We start from the raw sequence: 22,387 nt of genomic DNA on the forward strand, positions 1-22,387 counted from the left end.
CCCTGTGGTGTTCGTCGTCGGTCGCCGAGCGCTCGAAGCGGCGAAACGATGGCTTACGCTGCGAAGAACTACCCGTACGCACGGGTAGCAACTGGAGGGATCGCCGTGGTGGCGGAACAAGACATATCGGCGAGAGTCGTAGCACTTCTCACCGAGCAGCGGGAGACGCTGGAGGCCGCCTGGGTGGAAGGGGTCTCGCGCACGCTGCGGGGGCGCGTTTCTCTGGCGGAACTCGACCGTGAACTGCGCGAGCTGTACACGGCGCTGGTGGAAGGGCTGCGCGGAGCCGGCCTGGACGCGAACGCCGACGATTTCGCCGAGGTACGTGCGCTCCTGGGCGAGCTGTCACGCAACCGCGCGCGCCAGGGTTTCACCCCGACGGAGACGGCGACCAGCGTTTTCGCCTGCAAGGAACTGCTCTCCCCGACCGTGGACACACCGTCCGCCGACATCCACGCGTACCTCGCGTTCAGCAAGCTCCTGGATGCCTTCGGCCTGTACACGATCGAGGTCTTCGCCAAGGCGCGCGAGGAGATCATCAGCGCCCAGTCCGAGCAGCTGATGGAGCTCTCCACCCCGGTCGTGAAGCTGTGGGACGGCGTGGTCGCCGTGCCCCTCGTGGGCACACTCGACTCGGCCCGCACCCAGGTCGTGATGGAGAAGCTGCTGCAGACGCTCGTGGACACCGGCTCCGAGCAGGCCATCATCGACATCACCGGTGTCCCGGCGGTGGACACAGAGGTGGCCCAGCACCTGCTCAAGACCGTGGTGGCGGCCCGGCTCATGGGCGCCGAGTGCACCATCTCCGGCATCCGTCCGCAGATCGCCCAGACCATCGTGGCGCTCGGCATCCAGTTCGGCGACATCGTCACGAAGGCGACCCTCGCGGACGCGCTCAAGCACGCGCTGCGCCGCGCAGGCTCCGACCTGGCGTCGACGGGCGGCCGGGCGTGAGCGAGCGCGTACCGGTCCTGAAGATCGGCGAGGTCCTCCTGGTGTCCATCCAGGTGGATCTGGAGGACCAGACCGTCCTCGATCTGCAGGACGACCTCGCCGCCCGGATCGTCGCCACAGGAGCGCGCGGGGTCGTCATCGACATCACCGCGGTGGAGATCGTCGACTCCTTCGTGGGCCGGATGCTGGCCACCACGGCGGCCATCTCGCGGATGCTCGACGCCGAGACCGTCGTGGTGGGCATGCGGCCCGCCGTCGCCATCACCCTGGTCGAGCTGGGTCTGTCGCTCGGGGGCGTACGCACCGCCCTGTCCCTCGAAAAAGGGCTCGAGATCCTGGCCCGGCCGGACAGCCGCCGTCCGGCACGGCCGTGAGCGGGCTGCCGCCCGTCGCCGAAGGCGACCACGAGACGGTCGCGATCGCTTCGAACGACGACGTGGTCCGGGCCCGCCAACTGGTGCGCACTCTCGCGCAACGGTGCAAGCTCTCCCTGGTCGACCAGACGAAGCTCGTCACCGCGGCGAGTGAACTCGCCCGCAACACCCTCGTCTACGGCGGCGGCGGTGTCATGCGCACCGGTCTGGTCCGCCGGGACCGCCGTCTCGGAGTGACCGCCGTCTTCGAGGACAACGGTCCTGGCATCCCCGACCTGGACCTGGCGCTGACCGACGGATGGACGTCCGGGGGCGGCCTCGGCCTCGGACTCAGCGGAGCGCGCCGACTGGTGGACGACTTCACCCTGGACACCGAAGTCGGCCGCGGCACCCAGATCGCGGTGACCAAATGGGCCCGCTGACCCCCCAAATGCTGGACGCGCAGGACATCGCCTGGTTCCGCGACAGCCAGTCCCTCCCCGCCGCCGCCCGGGGAGCCGCGTCCGCGCTGGCGCGGCGCCTCGGCTTCGACGAACAGCGCTGCGCCGAGGTCGCACTGGCGGTGAGCGAGGCGGGTACCAACCTGGCCCGGCACGCCGTCGACGGAAGCCTGTTGCTGCGCGCGGTCCGCACCCCGGCCGACGCGGGTGTCGAATGCGTCACCATCGACGCGGGCCCCGGCATGGCCGACGTGACCCACTCGCTCACGGACGGCGTCTCCTCGGCCGGCACGCTCGGCATCGGCCTGGGGGCGATCACCCGGCTCGCCGACTCGGTCGACATCCACTCCGTACCGGGGCGGGGGACCGTGCTGGCCGCCCGCTTCTGGACCAAGGAGGCGGCCGGGCGCGCCGCCGCCGCGGGAGAACCGCTGGTCGCGGGGCTCACCCGGCCGATCACCGGCGAAGAGGTGTGCGGGGACATCTGGGCCGCCCGGCCCGTCGTCCCCCGCGCTCCGGAGCCGTACACCGCACGCCGTTCCCCCGGGCGGCAGGAACCCGACCCGCTGGGATGGTCCGCGCTGACCGGCTTCGGCAGGCAGCGCACCGACGCCGCCCCGACCGCAAGAGCGGCGGAGCGCCCCGAGGACCGGGTCGGGGACGGTGACGTGGACGCCTCCGCGCTGCTGGTCATGTTCTGCGACGGTCTCGGCCACGGACCGCTGGCAGGCCGGGCGGCGGACGCCGCCGTCCAGGCGTTCCGGGACGGCAGGGCCCAGTCCCCCGAAGGGGTCATCAGCGAGCTCCACACGGCGCTGCGCGGCGGACGCGGGGGCGCCGTGGCCGTCGTACGCATCGAACCCGGCGCGCGCGCCGTGTCGTTCTGCGGGGTGGGAAACGTCAGCACCTTCGTCGTCGATCCCGCGACGGCCGGCCGGCGCTCCCTGCCGTCCGCACCCGGGATCGTCGGCCACCACCTTCCGACCCTGCGGACGATCCGGCAGGAACTCCCGCGGGGCAGCGGCGTGGTCATGCACTCCGACGGACTCACCGAGCGCTGGCAGCCCGCCGCCCTGCCCGGGCTGCTGGCGCACTCCCCCCTGGTCGCCGCGGCGCAACTGCTGCGCGAAGCCGGCGTGCGCCGCGACGACGCCGGGGTCGTGGTGGCGAAGGGGGCCTGGTGACGATCCCGACGGCCGACGGAGCCGTCCTCCTGGCGACCGTCGCCCTCGCCACCGAGCAGGACATCTTCATGCTCAGACGCAGCGGAAAGGCCGCCGCCGAGGCCCTCGGAGTCGAACGGCAGGACCAGATACGCCTGGCGACCGCCCTCAGCGAACTGGGCCGGGACCTCCTGGGATCGTCCGGGCTCCGGGTCACCTTCGGCACGGTGCCGGGGGTCTCACCCCTGCTGCGCGTCGTCGTCTTCTGGCGGGACGGCCCCGGACCGGGGAAGGAGTCGGTCGGAGCGGCCTCCCGGCTTGTACCGACCCTGTTCGACCCGGCTGCCGGGTCCGTGACGATCGAGCAGCAGCTCTCGCTCGACGCCACCACCCCCGACCGCCTCCGGCGGGCCCAGGACATCCTCGCCGCGCACCGGGGATCGACCGGGGTGGAGGACGCCCGCGCGCAGACCAGCGACCTGATCGCCGCGCTGGAGGAGTCCCGGGCCCAGCGCGAGGAACTGCGCCGCCTCAACGAGGAACTGGAGGAGACCAACCGGGGAGTGGTGGCGCTCTACTCCGAACTGTCGGAAGAGCTGGAGGAGACCAACCGCGGGGTGGTCGCCCTCTACGGCGAGCTCGAGGAGAAGTCGAGCCAGCTGCACGAGGCGAGCGAGGCGAAGACCCGGTTCTGGGCGAACGTCAGCCACGAACTGCGCACCCCGGTGAACTCCGTGGTGGGCCTGGCTCGCCTGCTCCTCGACATCGACGGGGACCGTCTCGACGAGGAACAGCGCCGTCGCGTCTCGATGATCTCGGCGTCCGGCGCCACCCTGCTCGCCCTCGTCGACGAACTCCTCGACGTCGCCAAGGCCGAGTCCGGACGTCTGGAGCCGCACTGGGAGGCCGTCGACCTGCGGGCCACCCTCGGCCAACTGCGCGGCACCCTGCGGGGGTACGAGACGCGGGGAGGCGTCACGCTCTCGGTGGCCGATCCCGACCCGGCCCTCACCCTCGTCAGTGACGAGGTGATGGTCACGCGCATCCTGCGCAACCTGCTCTCCAACGCCCTGAAGTTCACCGAGGACGGAACCGTCCGGCTCGACGTGGCGGCCGAACACGGCGAGGGCGGCACGTACGTGGTCTTCACGGTGTCGGACACCGGCATCGGCATCCCGGCGGAAGAACAGCACCAGGTCTTCGAGGAGTTCTACCAGGTGCGCGGCTCGCACCAGCGCGGGCGTTCCGGGACCGGCCTCGGCCTCCCCTACGCGCGTCGCCTCACCGAACTGCTCGGCGGAACCCTCGTCCTGACCAGCGCCCCGGGCCGGGGCACCGAGGTCGTCGTGACCCTGCCCGCCACCCGGCCGGGAGAGGGCCCGGACAGCGACGGGGAGCACCTGCCCGCGCAGATCGCGCTCCTCGTCACCATCGACGACGACGAGGTCTTCCGCTCCACCGTCCGTCCCGTACTCGCCCGGCTGGCCGATCGCGTCGTCGAGGTGGGAGAAGGCGGCCGGGCCGTCGAAGCGGTCCGCCGGAACCAACCCGACGCGGTCCTCCTCGATCTGCACATGCCCGACATGGACGGCTACGACGTGCTGACCGAGCTCGCTGGTGACCCCCGGCTCGCCGGCACCCCGGTGGTCGTCATCACCTCGGCGGTCGACGACACCCTCGACCACGGGCGGCTGAGCCACGCGCGGGCGGTCCTCGACAAGTCCGCGCTGACCTTCGCGCGGCTGGCCGCGGCCTTCGGGGACGTCGTCCCCGGGCCGGCCCCCGCCCCGGAGGAAGCCCTCCGCGCAGCCGGAGAAAGCGGCACCGCATGAGTCCCCAGTCCCACGCGGACGGCGCCGTCGCCACGGTCATGGTGCTCGACGACAACGACACCAACCGCTACATCGTGGGCAGTTGGCTGCGCCGGGCCGGGCACACCGTCGTGGAGGCCGCCGACGGCACCGAAGGACTCGCACTCCTCGCGAAGTCCCCCGACGCCCTGCTCCCGGAACTCGCCATCGTCGACGTGAAGCTGCCCGACATGAGCGGCTTCGAGGTGTGCGAGCAGATCAAGGCGGACCCGCGCACCGCCCACCTGCCCGTCATCCACGTCTCCGCCACGGCGATCGAGGTGAGCGACCGCACCCAGGGACTCCACCGGGGCGCCGACGCGTACCTCACCGAACCCATCGCCCCCGACGAACTACTCGCGACGGTCACCGCCGCCCTCAGGTACGCCCGGGCTCGCCGGCGGGCCGAGCGGCTCGCGACCCGGGTCGCCGCGTTGAACAGCAGCACCCTCGCCGTCTACGCGGCCCGTGACGGGGAGGCGTTCACCGACGCGGCGGCGGCCGGTGCCGCGACGCTGATGTACTCGCCCACCGTGGCGGTCGCCCTCAGCCCCGACGGCCGGACCGTCTTCCTCGCGACCGCCCGTGCGCGGGAGTCGGAGCGGGCCGCCCACACCCGCCGGGCCGAGGAACCGCCCGTCACCCTCGCCCACGGCGACCCCCGGCTGCTCGACCTCCTGTCCGGCAAGGCCCTCGGCGACGGTACCGGGACGGAGATCGCCGTCCTCGACGGCGCCGACTGGAAGGCACTGACCTGCCGGGACGGAGACAGCCGCGCCGATGTCTTCCCGGAGCGGGTCGCGCTGGTCCTCGCCCGCACCAAGCGCGGCCGGCCACCGGTCGCGCTCGCGGTCGACGCCGCGACCCTCGTGGGCACCGACGACCGTGAGCTGCTGTCCCAGCTGGCCCAGGCCTGCGCGCTGGCCCTGGAGGCCCTGCGCAGCCACAGCGAGGAACACGCGCTCGTGCTGGCCCTGCAACGCACGTTCCTGCCGGACCGCCTGCCCGCCGTTCCCGGCGTCGACATGGCCGTACGCTACGAACCCGCCGCCGACCATGCGGAGATCGGTGGCGACTTCTACGAGGCCATCGAGACCCCGGCCGGGCTGCTGCTGGCCATCGGCGATGTCGCCGGGCACTCCCTGAAGGCCGCCATGATCATGGGAGAGGTACGCCACGCGCTGCGCGCGTACGCCATCGAGGGACACGACCCGCAGACCCTGCTCAGCCGGCTGGACGCCCTGCTGGTCAGGCTGCGACCGTCCATCACCGTGACCGTCTGCCTGGTGCTGGTGGAACCGGGCGGCCGGCGGGTGCACGTCGCCAACGCGGGTCACATTCCGCCGCTGTTGCGGCAACCCGACGGATCCACCCGCTACCTCACCGAGCACGGCCCGCTGCTGGGCCTCAGCCTTCCGCACGCGCCCGCCGTACCGCATGCGGTCGAAGCCGGTTCCACGCTCCTGCTGCTGACGGACGGTCTGATCGAGGTACCGGGCGAGGACCTGGACGACAGCATGGCCGCCCTGGACCGCACCCTCGCCAGTGCCTCACCGGAGCTGGAAGAGCTCTGCGACACCCTGCTGGAGACCTTCGGCAAGGGGAAGACCGACGACATCGCGCTTCTGGCGGCCCGGATCCGCTGAGCGGACCCGGCCTGTTCCGGGGCCCGTATGGGGTTGGTGGGCGGAAGAAGGAGCGGGGCTGGGTGCGTACGGCCGCAAGGCGCCGGAGCGCGCGTGCCCAGCCCGCCACGCCGCGAGCCAACCCCATACAGGCCCTGAGCGCGGTCGAACGAGCGCGGGTGCCAACGGGGTTACGCTCTCTCCACAGACGGTTCGTTTCCGGGGGGATCCTTGAGAGCTGTTCATCGGCCTTTTCGTCGGCCGGACCGGTCCCCAGGACGACTCGTGCTGCCCGCTCTGCTGGGGGCATCGGTTCTGACCGGCTGCTCCGGGACCGGCGAGGGAGCCTGCACCCTCATCGGCATGGACTCCCAGGTCTCGCTGGTCTGGCGCCCCTCGGACTTCGGTGCGGTGGACGCGGCGACCCTGCGCTTCTGCGCGAACGAGGTCTGCGAGGAAAGGAAATCCGGCGACCCGGGCGACCCCGTGGCCGGGCTGGACATACCGCTCCCCGACACGGACGGCCCCGACCACGTCAGGCTCCGGCTCAGCGTCGATTCCATCGACGGCAAGGAGATCGTCACGGACGCGACCGTGGTGACCCTGGAGGAACAGCATCCCAACGGAGAGGGCTGTGACCCCACGGCCTGGACCGCCGCGGTCCGAGCCGAGCCGGCCGGCCTCACCGACCCGAAGGGTCTGCCCCTTCCGTAGGGCACGGCCCTCTCTACGCTCCACCGTTCCACTCCCGGCCGGCGGACGGCCCTCACCCGACCAGGTAGCCGTCCAGCCGGGCGGCGGCCGCGTCCCAGGCGGCCGCGTCGCCACGGGGGCGGTAGTGCCGAAGGTGCTGGGTGGCGGCGACGAGACGGCGCATCGCCGCCAGGTCTCCCACGAGGCCGGCGGCCCTGGCCTGGACGAGGATGTTGCCGAGCGCCGTGGCCTCGGTGGGTCCGGCGACGACGGGCAACCCCGTTGCATCGGCGGTGAGTTGGCAGAGCAGGTCGTTGCGCGAGCCTCCGCCGACGAGGTGGACGCGGGAGATGTCACGGCCGGCGAGTCCGGCCGCCTGTCGCAGGGTGCGCCGGTGGGCCAGGGCGAGACTCTCCAGGACGCAGCGGACCAGTGCGCCCTGGTCGCCGGGGACCGGCTGGCCGGTGCGGCGGCAGTACTCCTCGATGCGGCCGGGCATGTCGCCGGGAGCCATGAACTCCGGGGCGTCCGGGTCGATGAGCGCGAAGAACGGGGTGGCGCGGGCGGCGTCGGCGAGCAGCGTCGGGATGCGGGTCGGCAGTCCGTGCTGGTCCCAGGTGCGCCGGCACTCCTCGAACAGCCACATGCCCATGATGTTCCGCAGGTAGCGGATGGTGCCGTCGATGCCGCGCTCGTTGGTGAAGTTGGCGGCCCTGGACGCCTCCGTCAGGACCGGGGCGTCCAGTTCGAGGCCCGCCAGGGACCAGGTGCCGCAGGAGATGTAGGCGAAATCCGGCTCGGTGGCCGGGACGGCGACGACGGCGGAAGCGGTGTCGTGCGACGCGACCGTGGTCACCGGGGTACGGGGGTCCAGACCGGTGTACGCGGCGACGTGCGGCAACAGCGTGCCGGCCGGGTCGCCCGGGGCCCGCAGCGGCGGCAGCAGGGCGGGGTCGATCCCGAGCGGTTCGAGGATCTCCTTGGACCAGCCGCCGGTGCGGGCGTCGAAGAGTCCCGTGGTGGAGGCGTTGGTCTCCTCCGCCCCGACGGTACCGGTCAGCCAGTGGACGAGCAGGTCGGGGACGAGGAGCAGGGTGCGTGCTGCCGCCGACTGGGCGCTGCCGGCGGCGGAGGCGAGCTGGAAGACGGTGTTGAACGGCAGGTGCTGCAGGCCGGTGATCCGGTACAGGGCCTCGGGGGAGACCGTGTCCCACACCCGTTCGGCGACGCCGTCGGTCCGGGTGTCCCGGTAGTGGTGGGGTGCACCGAGGAGCGCGCCGTCCGCGTCGAGGAGCCCGTAGTCCACGGCCCAGGTGTCCACGCCGACGGAGCTGACGCCGCCGGCCCTGGCCGCCTCGCGCAGCCCGTCGAGTACCCCCTGGAAGAGGGCGAGTACATCCCAGCGCAGCCCGTCGGGCAGCGTCACGGGGGTGTTGGGGAATCGGTGCACCTCGGTGAGATCGAGGTTGTCCGGGCCGACCCGGCCGAGGATCACGCGGCCGCTGGTGGCGCCGAGATCGACCGCGGCGAACACGGAGCGGAAGGCCGAGGAGGGTGGAGTGGTGGTCACGGGAATTACCTCCGCGGCGAACGGCCGATCGGGGAACGGGTCAGGGGAAGGAAGCCGGCGGTGGTCGGGGGTGCCCGGCCCGGTCCGCCGGGCCCCCCTGACCACGGATCAGCGCAGGAAGGCCGCTGCCACTCCCGCGTCGACCGGGATGTGCAGGCCGGTGGTGTGGGTGAGGTCGCCGCCGGTGAGCGCGAAGACCGCGCCCGCGACGTGCTCGGGGAGCACCTCGCGCTTGAGGATGGTGCGCTGGGCGTAGAACTCGCCCAGCTTCTCCTCCTCGATGCCGTACGTGGCGGCGCGCTGGGCGCCCCAGCCCGCGGCGAAGATGCCGGAGCCCCGGACGACCCCGTCGGGGTTGACGCCGTTGACACGGACGCCGTGTTCGCCGAGTTCGGCCGCGAGCAGCCGGACCTGGTGGGCCTGGTCGGCCTTGGTGGCGGAGTAGGCGATGTTGTTCGGTCCGGCGAAGACGGCGTTCTTGGAGGCGATGTAGACGATGTCGCCGCCGAGCCCCTGCGCGATCATGACGCGGGCGGCCTCGCGCGAGACGAGGAAGGAGCCGCGGGCCATGATGTCGTGCTGGAGGTCCCAGTCCTTGGCCGTGGTGTCCAGGAGCGGCTTGGAGATGGAAATGCCCGCGTTGTTGACGACCAGGTCCACCCCGCCGAAGGCGAGGGCCGCCGTCTTGAACGCCTCGGTGATCTCCTCCTCGGAGGTGACGTTCACCGTGACGGCGACCGCCTTGTCGGGGCCGCCCAGTTCCTCGGCGACGGCGACGGCGGTCTCCGCGTTCAGGTCGGCGACGACGACGCAGGCGCCCTCGGCGACGAGACGGTGCGCGATGGCCTTGCCGATGCCGCTTCCCGCGCCCGTGACGAGCGCGACCCGGGTGGCGAGCGGCTTCGGCTCCGGCATCCGCTGGAGCTTGGCCTCCTCCAGCGCCCAGTACTCGATGCGGAACTTCTCCGACTCCTCGATGGGGGCGTAGACGGAGACTGCCTCGGCGCCACGCATCACGTTGATGGCGTTGAGGTAGAACTCCCCGGCCACCCGGGCGGTCTGCTTGTCCTTCCCGAAGGAGAACATGCCCACGCCCGGCACGAGCACGATCGCCGGGTCCGCCCCGCGCAGGGCGGGGGAGTCGGCGGTGGCGTGCCGGTCGTAGTAGGCGCGGTACTCCGCCCGGTACTCCTGGTGCAGCTCCTTCAGCCGCGCGACCGCCTCGTCCAGCGGCGCGCCGGCCGGCAGGTCCAGGACCAGCGGGCGCACCTTGGTACGGAGGAAGTGGTCGGGGCAGGACGTGCCGAGGGCGGCGAGCCGCGGGTGCTCGGCCCGGGACACGAAGTCCAGTACGGCCTCGGTGTCGTCGAAGTGGCCGACCTGCGGGCGGTCCTGGGACGCCAGGCCGCGGATCACGGGCGCCAGGGCCGCGGCGCGCTCCCGGCGCTCGGCCTCGGCCAGCGGTTCGTACCCCGGGAGCAGCGGGCCGAAGGGCTCGGCCTTGCCCTTCCTCGTGAGGTACTCCTCGGCGGTGCGGATGATGAAGAGCGAGTTGGCTTCGCACTCCTCGGACGTGTCGCCCCAGGCGGTGATGCCGTGGCCGCCCAGCACACAGCCGACGGCCTGCGGGTTGGCTTCCTTGACCGCGGCGATGTCCAGGCCGAGCTGGAAGCCGGGACGGCGCCAGGGCACCCAGACGACCTTGTCGCCGAAGCAGTCGGCGGTCAGCTTCTCGCCGTCCGCGGCGCAGGCGAGCGCGATGCCTGAGTCCGGGTGCAGATGGTCCACGTGCGCGGCGTCGACGAGGCCGTGCATCGCGGTGTCGATGGAGGGAGCCGCGCCGCCCCTGCCGTGCAGGCAGTAGTCGAAGGCCGCGACCATCTCGTCCTCGCGCTCCACCCCCGGGTAGACGTCCCGGAGGGCGAGCAGCCGGTCGAGGCGGAGCGCGGCCAGACCGGATGCGGTGAGGGTGCCGAGGTCGCCGCCGGACCCCTTGACCCAGAGGAGTTCGACGTCGCCGCCGGTCGCCGGGTCGGTCCCGGTGCCCTTCGCGGAGGTGTTGCCGCCCGCGTAGTTGGTGTTGCGCGGGTCGGAGCCGAGCCGGCGGGAGCGCGCGATCAGCGCGGCGGCCGTGGTGTGCGTGGCGGAGGCCATGGCAGGAGTCCTTCGGGATCTGGGAGTGCGGGACAGCGCGAGGGGGGGAGGGCCGGGGCTGTCGGCCCGTGCGAGCGACGTGCGGTCAGGCGCCCCAGCCGGCCTGGTCGCCGCCGACGCGGCCGGCCGCGATCTTCTCCTGCCAGCCGGACTTCCGGTAGGCGGAGACCGGGTCGGGCGCGAGGCCCTGCTCCTCGCGGAGTTCGCGCAGGAGGGGACGGACGTCGGTGTTGTAGGCGTCCATCAGTACCTCGTTGGAACCGAGTACGTCTCCGTCGCGCTGGGCGGCGGTCAGCGCGTCCATGTCGACGAGCAGGGCCTTGGCCGTGGCCTCCTGGACGTTCGTCACCGAGCGGATGACGGCGGGGATCTTCGCCTCGATGTTGTGGCACTGGTCGAGCATGAAGTTGACGTTGGTCTCGGGGTCCAGTCCGCCGTTCTTGACCACCTCGTGCATGATCCGGAAGAGTTGGAAGGGGTCCGCCGAGCCGACCATCAGATCGTCGTCCGCGTAGAAGCGGGAGTTGAAGTCGAAGGCGCCGAGCTTCCCCTCGCGCAGCAGCGTCGCGACGATGAACTCGATGTTCGTGCCCGGCGCGTGGTGCCCGGTGTCCACGACGACCTGGGCCTTCGGCCCCAGCTTGAGGCAGTGCGCGTACGCGGTGCCCCAGTCCGGTACGTCCGTCGTGTAGAAGGCGGGTTCGAAGAACTTGTACTCCAGCAACAGTCGCTGGTCGTCGCCGAGGCGTTCGTACACCGCGGCCAGCGCCTCGGCCAGCCGGTCCTGGCGGGCCGCGATGTCGTCCTGGCCGGGGTAGTTGGTGCCGTCCGCGAACCAGAGCTTCAGGTCCCGCGAGCCGGTCGCGTCCATGATGTCGACGCACTCCAGCAGATGGGCCAGGGCCTTGGTGCGGATCTTCGCGTCCGGGTGACAGACACTGCCGAGCTTGTAGTCGTCGTCCTGGAACGTGTTGGAGTTGATCGCTCCCAGTTCCAGGTCGCGGTCCTTCGCGTACGCGGCCAGCGCGGCGAAGTCGTCCACCCGGTCCCAGGGGATGTGCAGCGACACCACGGGGGCGATCCCGGTGAACTCGTGGACCTTCGCCGCGTCGTCGAGCTTCTCGTACGGGGTCCGGGGCACCCCGGCCTGCGCGAAGACCTTGAACCGCGTACCTGAGTTGCCGTAGCCCCAGGACGGGGTCTCGATCCGCTGGCCGGCAAGTACGGCCTTCACTGCGGCGATGTCGGGCATGTCCACCTCGGGATGTGCGGGCGGCCCTGGCAGCAGCCGCCGGAAGATTCAATGAATCGATTCATTGCGTGGGAGAAGTTAGTCGTCCCCGAGAATGCCGTCAAGAGTTCCGGCGAGGTGGCCGGCGTGTTACCGCATCGTGTCTTCGCTGCGGCCCCCGCCACCCCTCCAGCCCCACATGCGCAGTTCAGGGCCGAGGCAGGGTGGTGCTGTCGGGTGCGCCAGAGGTTTCGGGGAGTTCGCTGCGGAACACCCCTTGACGGGTCCGACAAGGCGGGGCTAGCTTCCCGGCAACTCCACTGAAACATTTCATGTCGGGCTCTGCGCTCGACACAAGCACGGGAGAAATCCATGACGCACCCCGAACCGGAGACGACTCCGGTGCTCGCACTGGAGGGGGTGAGCAAGTCCTTCGGTGCCGTCCGAGCCCTGCGTGGCGTGTCGCTGCGGCTGCACGCCGGCGAAGCGCACGCCCTGGCCGGCGAGAACGGCGCCGGGAAGTCGACCCTGATCAAGGCCCTGGCCGGCGTGCACCGTCCCGACGCGGGCACGGTCCTCCTGGACGGCCGGCCCGTCGAGTTCCACGGCCCGGCGGACGCCCGGGACGCGGGAGTCGCGGTGATCTACCAGGAGCCGACTCTCTTCCCGGACCTGTCCGTCGCGGAGAACATCTTCGTGGGCCGTCAGCCCCGCCGCTCGCTGGGCCGGGTGGACCACCGCGCAGTCAAGCGGGCCGCGGCCGAACTCTTCGAGCGCCTCGGTGTCGACCTCGACCCCGACCAGCCGGCCCGCGGCCTCTCCATCGCTGACCAGCAACTGGTGGAGATAGCAAAGGCGTTGTCCTTCGACGCCCGCGTCCTGATCATGGACGAGCCCACCGCAGCACTCACCGGCAGCGAGGTGGCCCGGTTGTTCGGCGTCGTGGGGGCGCTCCGCGCGCAGGGCGCGGCCGTGCTGTTCATCTCGCACCGCCTGGAGGAGATCTTCGCGCTCTGCCAGCGCGTCACGACCCTTCGCGACGGCACCTGGATCTCCAGCGAGCCGATCGACGGCCTGAGCGAGGACGATCTGGTGCGCCGCATGGTCGGCCGCGACCTGGACGAGCTCTACCCGAAGCAGGTCACGGAGATCGGCGAAGTCGCCCTCAGCGTGCGCCGGCTGACCCGTGAGGGTGTCTTCACGGATGTCTCCTTCGACGTCCGCCGCGGCGAGATCGTCGGCCTGGCCGGGCTGGTCGGTGCCGGCCGGAGCGAAGTGGCCCGCGCCGTGTTCGGTGTCGACCGGTTCGACGGTGGTGAGGTCGAGGTGCTCGGCAAGCGGCTGAAGCCCGGGGCCCCGAGCGTCGCGATGGCCGCCGGCCTCGCCCTGGTGCCGGAGGACCGCCGGGCCCAGGGCCTGGTGATGGACATGTCCATCGAACGCAACATCGGCCTCACCGGCTTCGCCGAGACCACCCGCGCCGGAGTGATGGACCGCGGCGCCGAGCGCGACCGGGCAGTCGACTGGGCGGTCAAGCTCCAGGTCAAGTACGCCCGCCTCGCCGACGTCGTCGGAACCCTCTCCGGCGGCAACCAGCAGAAGGTCGTCCTCGCCAAGTGGCTGGCGACCCGCCCGCAGGTGCTGATCGTGGACGAACCCACCCGTGGCATCGACGTCGGCACCAAGGCCGAAGTCCACCGGCTGCTGTCCTCGCTGGCAGCCGAGGGGGTGGCGGTGCTGATGATCTCCTCCGACCTCCCGGAGATCCTCGGCATGGCCGACCGGGTGCTGGTGATGCACGAAGGACGGCTGACCGCCGAGATCCCCCGGTCCGAGGCGACCGAGGAGACCGTGATGGCGGCGGCGACCGGCCGTGCCGCCCGAGGAAGGAACGCGGCATGACCATGGCTGCAGAGCCGGTGCGGCACGAGCCCGCACCCCAGTCCGTCGCCTCGCGGCGACTTGTCGACAAAGTGTTCAAGGCGCGGGAACTGGCCGTCGCCCTCGTCCTCGTCGTGATGCTGGGCGTCACCCAGCTGTCCAACACCGAGTTCCTCTCCGAGCAGGGCATCAAGGACCTGATGCTCAACGCGACCATCCTGGTGCTCGTCGCGGTCGGCCAGGCGGTCGTGGTCATCACCCGCAACGTCGACCTCTCCGTCGGTTCGGTCCTCGGCATCTCCGCCTTCGGCGCCGGCGTCTACCTCCAGGACGGCGGAAGCCCCCTGGTCGCCGTCCTGATCGCGATCGCCCTCGGCATCCTCTTCGGCGTCCTCAACGGGGCCCTGGTCAGCCTCGGCAAGGTGCCCGCACTCGTCGTCACCCTGGGCACCCTCTACATCGTCCGCGGCATCGACTCCATCTGGGTCGGCTCCCGCCAGATCACCGCCGACGCGCTCCCCGACGGCTTCGTCGCCTTCGGCCACGACGGGATCCGGGTGCTGCCCTACCTCGCCCTGCTCGCCATCGTCGTGCTGGCCGCCGTCGCCTACTACCTGCGCAGCTACCACAGCGGCCGCGACCTCTACGCGCTCGGCTCCAGCCCCGAGGCCGCCCGGCTCGCCGGCATCCCGGTCCGCGCCCGGATCATGACCGCCTACGTCCTCTGCGGCGTGCTCGCCGGACTCGCCGGCGCCCTCTACCTCGCCCGGTTCGGCAACGTCGACTCCGCCACCGGCAACGGATACGAACTCACCGTCGTCAGCGCCGTCGTCGTCGGCGGCGTCGCCTTCACCGGAGGCTCCGGCACGGTCTACGGAGCCGCCCTCGGCGCCCTCCTGCTCACCTCGATCAACAGCGTGCTGCCGGCCATCGGCGTCAGCTCCGTCTGGGTCACCGCGATCAACGGCTTCCTGCTGCTGCTCGCGATCGCCGCAGACCGGATCCTGGCCCTGCGGGTGGCCGCAGGGCTGCGCAAGAAGGCCGCACAGATGAGGAGCGCCCGCCATGCCTGACACCACCAAGAACGCGACCGCCCGGCCCCCGGTGGCCCGCCGGCCTCCGCTCCTCGCCCGCCTCGGCGGAGCGATCCGCTGGGACACCGCGGTCGGCGCCCTGCTGATCACCCTGCTGATCTGCTCCTTCTCCTTCGTCGACAACTTCGGCAACGCGCTGAACCTGTCCTTCCTCATCGGCAACACCCTGCCGATCGCGCTGATCGCGCTGCCCATGACGCTGCTGGTGGTCTCCGGCGAGGTCGACCTCTCCGTCGGCTCCACCGCCGGCCTGTCGGGTGCGGTGATGGGGGCGCTCTGGAACAACGGCATGGCGATCGAGACGATCATCCCGGTCTGCCTGCTGCTCGGCGTGGTCTGCGGCCTGGTCAACGGAGTGCTCGTCACCCGGCTCGGACTGCCCTCGCTCGCCGTCACCATCGGCACCATGGCCGCCTACCGGGGCATCGCGCAGATCATCCTCGGTTCCGACTCGGTCACCGACTTCCCCACCCAGTACCTCGACTTCGGCGCGGGCCGGATCGGCGGCACTTTCATCCCGTACGCCGCCGTCCCCTTCGCCGCCCTCCTCGTGGTGGCCGTACTCGTCCTGCACGCCACCCCGGTCGGCCGCTCGCTCTTCGCCACCGGAGCGAGCGAGGACGCGGCCCGGTTCGCCGGTGTCCGCGTCAAGCGGCTCAAGCTCTCGATGTTCGTCACCACCGGCGTGATCTCCGCGCTCACCGGCGTCTTCTGGACGCTGCACTACGCCAGCGCCCGTTACGACAACGCCACCGGACTCGAACTCTCGGTCATCGCCGCCGTACTGCTCGGCGGCATCGACTTCGACGGCGGCAGGGGCACCCTCGGCGGCGCCGTCGCCGGTGTACTGCTGCTCGGCACCCTGCAGAACGTCATGAGCCTGGTCAACGTGTCCGCCCAGTCCCAGATCGTCGTCACCGGTGTCCTGCTGGTGATCTCCGTGCTCGCCCCCAGGGTCGGCCGCCAGGTCGTCCAGGCACGGGCCCGCAGGCGAACAGCCACCGCGCCGGCCGTCGTCCCCTCGCCCGGCGCCTCCTGACCCGCCGCTACCCGCCTCACCACCCGAGCGCCTCCTCACGCCCACACCACCGCGGGCGCGCTCGACCCTGCCCACCCCCTTCCCGCTCCTCGTCGCACCTCGTACTTCGTCACCTCTCGGGCATCCGCCCGGCAGCCCCTGCCGTTCGCGGCAGCGAAAGGAAATCGCCATGTACGGCAACACCGCCAGCAGCGTCCGGCTGACTGCCGCGCTCGCCACCGCCGCCGTCCTCGCCCTCGGCGCCACCGCCTGCTCGGGCACCACCAAGGACTCCGCGAACAAGGAGGCCGGCCCGGCCGCCGCCACCGGCAAGGCCGACCCGAACAGCGCCACCAAGAAGGGCCTCACGGTCGCCTTCCTGCCCAAGCAGGTCAACAACCCCTACTTCACCACCTCCGACAACGGCGGCAAGAAGGCCCTGGACGAGCTCGGCTCCACGTACAAGGAGGTCGGCACCAGCAGCGGCACCGACACCTCCGGCCAGGTGAGCTACGTCAACACCCTCACCCAGCAGCAGGTCGACGCCATCGCCGTGTCCGCCCAGGACCCGGGCGCCCTCTGCACCTCCCTCAAGCAGGCGATGAAGAACGGCGTCAGCGTCGTCACGTACGACTCCGACACCCAGACCGACTGCCGCCAGGTCTTCGTCTCGCAGGCCAGTGCCGAGGACCTCGGCCGCACCCAGATCCAGCTGCTGTCGAAGCAGATCGGCGGCAAGGGCGAGATCGCTATCCTCTCGGCGGCCCAGACGGCCACGAACCAGAACACTTGGATCGACTTCATGAAGGACGAGCTGAAGAAGCCGGAGTACAAGGACATCAAGCTCGTCAAGACCGCCTACGGCGACGACGACGCCCAGAAGTCCTTCCAGCAGACCCAGGGCCTCCTCCAGGAACACCCGGACCTCAAGGGCATCGTCTCGCCCACCACCGTCGGCATCAAGGCCGCCGCCCAGTACCTGTCCGGCTCCAAGTACAAGGGCAAGGTCAAGCTGACCGGCCTCGGTACGCCCAACGACATGCGCGCGTACGTGAAGAACGGCACCGTCGAGGGCTTCGAGCTGTGGGACCCGGCCAAGCTCGGCGCGCTCGCCGCCCACACGGCCGTCGCCCTGCAGTCCGGCCGGATCACCGGCGCGGAGGGTGAGACCTACACGGCCGGCGACCTCGGGGCGTTCACGATCGGAAAGGACGGGGTCGTCTCACTCGGCAAGCCCACCGTCTTCACCCGGGACAACATCGACCAGTTCCAGTTCTGATCCTGCCGCAACCGTGGGGCCGCGCGTGCCGGCGCGGCCCCACTCCCGTTCGAAGAAAGGCGTCACCGTGCAGCGTGTCTGCTTCCTGCTGAAGGTCCGGGCCGAGCGGATCGAGGAGTACCGCGAACGGCACCAGCCCGTCTGGGCCGAGATGCGGACAGCCCTCACTGACGCGGGCTGGCACAACTACTCGCTCTTCCTGCGGGAGGACGGGCTGCTGGTCGGTTACCTGGAGACGCCCGACTTCGAGAAGGCCCGCGCCGCCATGGACGCCACCGAGGTGAACGCCCACTGGCAGGCGGAGATGGCGGACTTCTTCGAGGCGCTCGACGGGCAGGCCCCCGACGCGGCCATGCGACCGCTCCGGGAGATCTTCCACCTCGTCTGAGGACCGGGTGGTGTCCGCGGGGGAGACCGCGTCACGAGAGATCGGGTGGGACCGGTGGCGGCAGCCGCACGGGCGGTGAGCATCAAGGACGTGGCTCGCGAGGCGGGCGTCTCGGTGGGCACCGTCTCCAACGTGATCAACCAACCGGAACGGGTGTCGGAGGAGACCCGGCGGCACGTGAAACGGGTCATCGCGGCCCTGGGCTACGTACGCAGTGAACACGCCCGTCAACTCCGGGCGGGGCGCAGCCGCATCATGGCGCTGCTCGTGCTCGACATGGGCAACCCGTTCTTCGTCGACATCGCCCGGGGCGCCGAACGCGCGGCCAGGGACGCCGGCCTGGGGGTCATGGTCTGCAACAGTGACCAGAACCCGCAGGACGAGGCGGAGTACCTCGGCCTCTTCGCCGAGCAGCGCGTCCGCGGAGTGCTGGTGACCCCGGCCGACTCCGACGGAAGCAACCTCCGCGCATTCCGCCGCCACGGCATCCCCTTCGTCCTCGTCGACCGCGTGGCGGGGGACGACGACGGCTGCTCCGTCTCCGTCGACGACGTCGCGGGCGGCGCTCTGGCGATCCGTCACCTGACGGCCGCCGGACACCGGTCCCTCGCCTACGTCAGCGGGCCGGACCACCTGAACCAGGTGCGGGACCGGCGTGCCGGCGCCCTCACCGCGCTCGCCGCTGCCGGCCTCCCTCCCGAGGCCCTGCGCGAGGTCCCCGCCGCGCGCCTCGACGTCGCCGCGGGGCGGGACGCCGGAGCCCGGTTGCTCGGCCTGGCCCAGCGCCCCACCGGCGTCTTCTGCGCCAACGACCTGCTGGCGCTCGGGGTGCTGCAGGCCCTGTACGCGGCCGGGGTCCGGGTCCCCGAAGACATGGCCATCGTCGGGTACGACGACATCGAGTTCGCCGCCGCGGCGACCGTCCCCCTCACCTCGGTGCGTCAGCCCGCACTCACCATCGGAGCGCGAGCCACCGAGCTGCTGCTCCGGGAGTCGGCCGAGGAGGCGTTCGCCCACCGGCACGAAGACGTGGTCCTCCAGCCGGAGCTGGTCGTGCGCCAGTCGACTCTCATTCCGCGCTGATCCATCGGCCGGGCCCCCGCCGGTCTTCCGCCGGCCTCCGCCGGTGCCTCGCCGATCACCGGCCGGTCAACCGCTGATCACCCGTGCCGCCCCGGCCCGGCGTGAGGGACCGGCGGCCTGAAACGATCCAGAGCTCCGGGACGGCGGCGGTGGTGTCGGACGGCCGCGAGGAGGAATCCGGTCATGTGGCACATTTCTCATCGGTTGTCATGATGGAAGTGGTGCCTGTCGGACCAACGGACGAGTGCCTGTACACCACGGGGTGGCCGGCGGACCGTGTTCGGCGTCAGGCGGTGCGGCCTTGTCCGCAGTGCGGCGCCGACTCGTGAGCGCGGCCGGCGCCCGGAGCCCTCGTGCCGGGCGAGGCGGCGCACCGGTTTCCGAGGACGACGGCGCCGGCCCGGATCCGCAGGACGACCCGCCCCCGCACAGGACGACCGAGGAGGAATGTTGAGTCACTTCGACGGCGCGAACGGTCCGGAAGACGACGGCAAGGCGGCGGCCGTGAAGCAGGCCGCGCAGGAGGGAGCCGGTGAAGGCATAGGGCTGGTGAGCGAGAAGGCGGCCGATGTCGCGGGCACCGCGAAAGAACGCGCGGGTGACGTGGCGGGCGAGGCGTCCGCACGGGCCCGGGACGTGGCGGGCGAGCTGCGTGACCAACTACGGGACCAGGCACAGTCCCAGACGGAGCGTCTGGCGCACGCGGTCCGCCAACTGGCCGACGATCTGGGTGACATGGGAAAGGACGGCAAGGAGGGCTCGCCGGCCACCCATGCGGTGCGGCAGGTCGCGGATCATGGCCGGGGAGTGGCGGCCAGACTGGAGGACCGGGGACCGCAAGGACTCCTGAATGACCTTCAGGACTTCGCCCGGCGCCGTCCCGGCATGTTTCTGGCGGGCGCCGCGCTGGCGGGCTTCGCGACCGCCCGGCTCGGCAAGGGCGTCAAGTCCGCGAGCGCCACGGCGCACGCCCACGGGGCGCCGACGGGTTCGTCCCGGGGCGGCGACGAGCGCCGTACGGGAGAGCCCGAGGCGGCCCCGGCCGCCTCACCGTACGACGCGCCGGAGTCCCCGGACTCCTACGGGCAACCGGGGCTCACGCCGTCCTACGGCGGACCGGTGGCGCCCCCGGGGCCTCTCCCGGGCACGGACCCGTACCCCGACCCTGACCCGCAACAGCCGTAAGGGGGTTGATCGTGGCCATCTCCTCTCCCGGGAACACCGACGCCCCGCACGACGCCGGCTTGACCGGCGCCACCCGGGCACCCTCGGCGGACCCGTCCATCGGCGAACTCGTCGGCGAGATCAGCGAGGACCTCACCCGGCTCGTCCGTAGCGAGATCGAACTCGCGAAGGCAGAGATCAAGCAGGAAGCGACGAGAGCGGGCAAGGCGGCGGGCATGCTCGCCGGGTCCGGCTACGCCGGACATCTGGTGCTGCTCCTGGGCAGCCTCGCGGCGATCTTCGGGCTCGCGCACCTCGTCGACCTCGCCTGGGCCGCTCTCATCGTGGCCGCGATATGGGCCGTGGTGGCCGCCGTACTCCTGGTGAACGGACGCAAACGGATGCGTACGGTCCAGGTCAAGCCGGAACGGACCACGGAAGCGCTCAAGGAGGATGCCCAATGGGCACGGAACCGGACGAACTGAAGAACGAAGTGGATGACACCCGGGCGCGGCTGGCACGCAACGTCGACCGTCTCGCGGACCGGGCGACACCGAAGAAGATCGCGCGGCGCAAGGCCGATGCCGCACAGCACCGGCTGGCCGGCGTCAGGGAACGGGTGATGGGTGTGGCGGGCACGGCGGGCGAGCAGACCGGACAGAAGGCCCGCGGCCTCGCGGAGAGCGCGGAAGGCAGCGTCTCGGACGCCGGCGACGCCGTCCGGCGCACCGCCGACCAGGTCGGACAGACCGTACGCGCGGCCCCGGACCGAGTGACCAGGCAGACGCAGGGCAGCCCCCTGGCCGCCGGGGTCATCGCGTTCGGCGCGGGCATGCTCGCCGCGGCGCTCCTCCCCGCCTCGGAGGCGGAGGAGAGGCTCGGTTCCCGGCTCCGCGAGCACTCCGACGAACTGCTCCAGCCCGCCAAGGAGACCGCGCAGGGAGCGGCCCAGGAGATCGGCGAGGGCATGCGCGGGCCCGCCACGGAGGCGGTGGAGTCGGTCAAGGGCACCGCCCGCGACGCCGCCGGGGCCACCAAGCAACAGGCCCAGGACTCCGGACAGGAGGCCGCGTCCCGCCTGCGCGAGGTGGGCCGGAACACCGTCCAGGGGGCCAGGGACCGGACGGACGGCGGACAGGGCTGACCCGTCCGTGCATCGGGGCGGGGGTCCGGGGCGGCCTGCCCGCCACACCGCCCGTACACCACCGCCCCGACCGGCCTGCGGGAAGGGCCGCCACGGCACGCTCGTCGCACCTGTGGGGTAGACGCTCATGACGACTCGAGAAGGCAAGCCTCCCGACTCACCGACCAAGGTCAGCAAGGGCTCGTGGGGACGCATCCTGAAGCGCACGGTCAAGGAGTTCAAGCGGGACGAATTGACCGACCGGGCAGCCGGACTGACCTACTACGGCATCCTGGCCCTGTTCCCCGCCCTGCTGGTGCTGGTCGCCCTGCTCGGCATAGCCGGGGACTCCGCCACCCGGACGGTCCTGGACAACATCCAGAAGCTCGCGCCCGGCGCGGCCAGGGACGTGATCACCAACGCGGTGACCCAGCTCCAGTCCAGCGGAGGAACCAGCACGGTACTGGCGATCGTCGGACTGCTCGGAGCCCTGTGGGCCGCCTCCGGCTACATCGCCGCCTTCATCCGCGCGTCCAACGTCGTCTACGACGTTCCGGAGGGCCGCCCGGTCTGGAAGGTTCTTCCGGTGCGCGTGGGGCTGACCCTCCTGCTGATGATCCTCGCGTGTGCCAGTGCCCTGATCGTGGTGCTCTCCGGAGGGATAGCCCGGCAGGTCGGCACGGCGTTGGGCGTGGGTGACACGGCGATGACCGTCTGGTCCATCGCCAAGTGGCCCCTTCTCGTCGTGCTGGTGGCGATCATGCTGGCGGTCCTGTACTGGGCCGCGCCGAACGCCAAGGGCCGCGGCTTCAAGTTCATCACCCTGGGCAGTCTGCTGGCCCTGGTGATCTGGCTGGTCGCGTCGGCGGCCTTCGCCTTCTACGTGGCCAACTTCGGCTCGTACAACAAGACGTACGGTGCGCTCGCCGGCGTCATCATCTTCCTGGTGTGGCTGTGGATCACCAACCTGGCGATTCTCCTCGGCCTCGAGTTCGACGCCGAGATGGCCCGCGAACGGGCTGCCGTCAGCGGCCACCCTGCGGAGAACGAACCGTACGTGGAACCGCGCGACACCCGGAAATGGACCGACGAGGACCACCGGGCCGCGGCGCGGGACGACCACCTCGCCGACAGACGCGGTGACGAGGAGGAGCGGCGCGGCGGCGGCCCGGAGGAGAGATCCTGAGGGTCGGCGGGCCCGGAGGAGAGATCCTGAGGGTCGGGGGGGCCCGCCCCCCCCCCCCGGGGGGGGCCCCCCCCCCCCCCCCCCCCCCCCGCCCCCCCCCCGGCCCCCCAACCCGCG

The 22,387-nt window shown here is 71.5% G+C and carries 20 protein-coding genes; 17 read left to right on the forward strand and 3 right to left on the reverse strand.

Features of this window, described 5'->3' with window-relative positions:
- Positions 1 to 108 precede the first annotated feature (108 nt).
- The 7 genes from ACFYPN_RS28020 (at position 109) to ACFYPN_RS28050 (ending at position 7,120) form a co-directional block, all read left to right on the forward strand.
- Positions 109 to 954: an STAS domain-containing protein gene (locus ACFYPN_RS28020; protein WP_358760604.1), complete on the forward strand. Its 846-nt coding sequence runs from the start codon at positions 109 to 111 to the stop codon at positions 952 to 954.
- Complete coding sequence (locus ACFYPN_RS28025) at positions 951 to 1,328, forward strand: STAS domain-containing protein (protein WP_358760554.1); 378 nt, start codon at positions 951 to 953, stop codon at positions 1,326 to 1,328. Before ACFYPN_RS28020 ends, ACFYPN_RS28025 begins: the two co-directional genes overlap by 4 nt.
- Positions 1,325 to 1,750 carry an ATP-binding protein gene (locus ACFYPN_RS28030; RefSeq protein WP_358760553.1) on the forward strand — a complete coding sequence of 142 codons (426 nt, stop codon included), beginning with the start codon at positions 1,325 to 1,327 and terminating at the stop codon, positions 1,748 to 1,750. Before ACFYPN_RS28025 ends, ACFYPN_RS28030 begins: the two co-directional genes overlap by 4 nt.
- Positions 1,738 to 2,952 (forward strand): ATP-binding SpoIIE family protein phosphatase, encoded by a 1,215-nt coding sequence (locus tag ACFYPN_RS28035; RefSeq protein ID WP_358760552.1) that lies wholly within the window; start codon positions 1,738 to 1,740, stop codon positions 2,950 to 2,952. Before ACFYPN_RS28030 ends, ACFYPN_RS28035 begins: the two co-directional genes overlap by 13 nt.
- Positions 2,949 to 4,763 (forward strand): ATP-binding protein, encoded by a 1,815-nt coding sequence (locus ACFYPN_RS28040; RefSeq protein ID WP_358760551.1) that lies wholly within the window; start codon positions 2,949 to 2,951, stop codon positions 4,761 to 4,763. The genes ACFYPN_RS28035 and ACFYPN_RS28040 overlap by 4 nt, the downstream gene beginning before the upstream one ends.
- The gene (locus tag ACFYPN_RS28045) at positions 4,760 to 6,427 is read left to right on the forward strand and encodes a fused response regulator/phosphatase (protein WP_358760550.1); all 1,668 of its coding nucleotides are present in this window, start codon (positions 4,760 to 4,762) and stop codon (positions 6,425 to 6,427) included. Before ACFYPN_RS28040 ends, ACFYPN_RS28045 begins: the two co-directional genes overlap by 4 nt.
- 264 nt (positions 6,428 to 6,691) lie before the next feature.
- Positions 6,692 to 7,120 (forward strand): hypothetical protein, encoded by a 429-nt coding sequence (locus ACFYPN_RS28050; RefSeq protein ID WP_389302002.1) that lies wholly within the window; start codon positions 6,692 to 6,694, stop codon positions 7,118 to 7,120.
- Positions 7,121 to 7,172: 52 nt separating this feature from the next.
- Here the strand turns inward: ACFYPN_RS28050 and ACFYPN_RS28055 are convergent, their stop codons facing one another.
- From ACFYPN_RS28055 to rhaI, 3 genes are all read right to left on the reverse strand, one after another.
- Positions 7,173 to 8,669, reverse strand: coding sequence for a rhamnulokinase family protein (locus ACFYPN_RS28055; protein ID WP_389302005.1), 1,497 nt, complete (start codon positions 8,667 to 8,669; stop codon positions 7,173 to 7,175).
- 108 nt (positions 8,670 to 8,777) lie between these two features.
- Entirely contained in the window at positions 8,778 to 10,823 is a 2,046-nt protein-coding gene (locus tag ACFYPN_RS28060; RefSeq protein WP_389302007.1) for a bifunctional aldolase/short-chain dehydrogenase, read from the reverse strand.
- An 85-nt stretch (positions 10,824 to 10,908) separates the two neighbouring features.
- The gene (gene rhaI / locus ACFYPN_RS28065; RefSeq protein WP_389302009.1) at positions 10,909 to 12,075 is read right to left on the reverse strand and encodes an L-rhamnose isomerase; all 1,167 of its coding nucleotides are present in this window, start codon (positions 12,073 to 12,075) and stop codon (positions 10,909 to 10,911) included.
- A gap of 351 nt (positions 12,076 to 12,426) precedes the next feature.
- Between rhaI and ACFYPN_RS28070 the strand changes: the two genes are divergently transcribed.
- From ACFYPN_RS28070 to ACFYPN_RS28115, 10 genes are all read left to right on the forward strand, one after another.
- Positions 12,427 to 13,956, forward strand: coding sequence for a sugar ABC transporter ATP-binding protein (locus ACFYPN_RS28070; protein ID WP_389302011.1), 1,530 nt, complete (start codon positions 12,427 to 12,429; stop codon positions 13,954 to 13,956).
- The gene (locus ACFYPN_RS28075) at positions 13,953 to 15,008 is read left to right on the forward strand and encodes an ABC transporter permease (RefSeq protein WP_389302013.1); all 1,056 of its coding nucleotides are present in this window, start codon (positions 13,953 to 13,955) and stop codon (positions 15,006 to 15,008) included. Before ACFYPN_RS28070 ends, ACFYPN_RS28075 begins: the two co-directional genes overlap by 4 nt.
- A complete protein-coding gene (locus tag ACFYPN_RS28080) occupies positions 15,001 to 16,068 on the forward strand; it encodes an ABC transporter permease (RefSeq protein ID WP_389302016.1) in 1,068 nt (355 codons plus the stop codon). The genes ACFYPN_RS28075 and ACFYPN_RS28080 overlap by 8 nt, the downstream gene beginning before the upstream one ends.
- Positions 16,069 to 16,237: 169 nt before the next feature.
- Entirely contained in the window at positions 16,238 to 17,326 is a 1,089-nt protein-coding gene (rhaS, locus tag ACFYPN_RS28085) for a rhamnose ABC transporter substrate-binding protein (RefSeq protein WP_389302019.1), read from the forward strand.
- 67 nt (positions 17,327 to 17,393) lie between these two features.
- Complete coding sequence (locus tag ACFYPN_RS28090; protein ID WP_389302022.1) at positions 17,394 to 17,714, forward strand: L-rhamnose mutarotase; 321 nt, start codon at positions 17,394 to 17,396, stop codon at positions 17,712 to 17,714.
- Between the two features lie 54 nt (positions 17,715 to 17,768).
- Positions 17,769 to 18,797 carry a LacI family DNA-binding transcriptional regulator gene (locus ACFYPN_RS28095; RefSeq protein WP_389302025.1) on the forward strand — a complete coding sequence of 343 codons (1,029 nt, stop codon included), beginning with the start codon at positions 17,769 to 17,771 and terminating at the stop codon, positions 18,795 to 18,797.
- 447 nt (positions 18,798 to 19,244) lie between these two features.
- Positions 19,245 to 19,982, forward strand: a complete 738-nt coding sequence (locus ACFYPN_RS28100) for a hypothetical protein (RefSeq protein ID WP_389302027.1) — start codon at positions 19,245 to 19,247, stop codon at positions 19,980 to 19,982.
- Between the two features lie 11 nt (positions 19,983 to 19,993).
- Positions 19,994 to 20,446, forward strand: coding sequence for a phage holin family protein (locus ACFYPN_RS28105; RefSeq protein WP_389302030.1), 453 nt, complete (start codon positions 19,994 to 19,996; stop codon positions 20,444 to 20,446).
- Positions 20,422 to 21,105 carry a DUF3618 domain-containing protein gene (locus ACFYPN_RS28110; protein ID WP_358760537.1) on the forward strand — a complete coding sequence of 228 codons (684 nt, stop codon included), beginning with the start codon at positions 20,422 to 20,424 and terminating at the stop codon, positions 21,103 to 21,105. The genes ACFYPN_RS28105 and ACFYPN_RS28110 overlap by 25 nt, the downstream gene beginning before the upstream one ends.
- 127 nt (positions 21,106 to 21,232) lie before the next feature.
- Positions 21,233 to 22,270 carry a YihY/virulence factor BrkB family protein gene (locus tag ACFYPN_RS28115; protein ID WP_389302033.1) on the forward strand — a complete coding sequence of 346 codons (1,038 nt, stop codon included), beginning with the start codon at positions 21,233 to 21,235 and terminating at the stop codon, positions 22,268 to 22,270.
- The last annotated feature ends 117 nt before the right edge of the window (positions 22,271 to 22,387 follow it).

It is taken from the genome of Streptomyces sp. NPDC005576, assembly GCF_042871745.1.
Classification (GTDB): Bacteria; Actinomycetota; Actinomycetes; order Streptomycetales; family Streptomycetaceae; genus Streptomyces.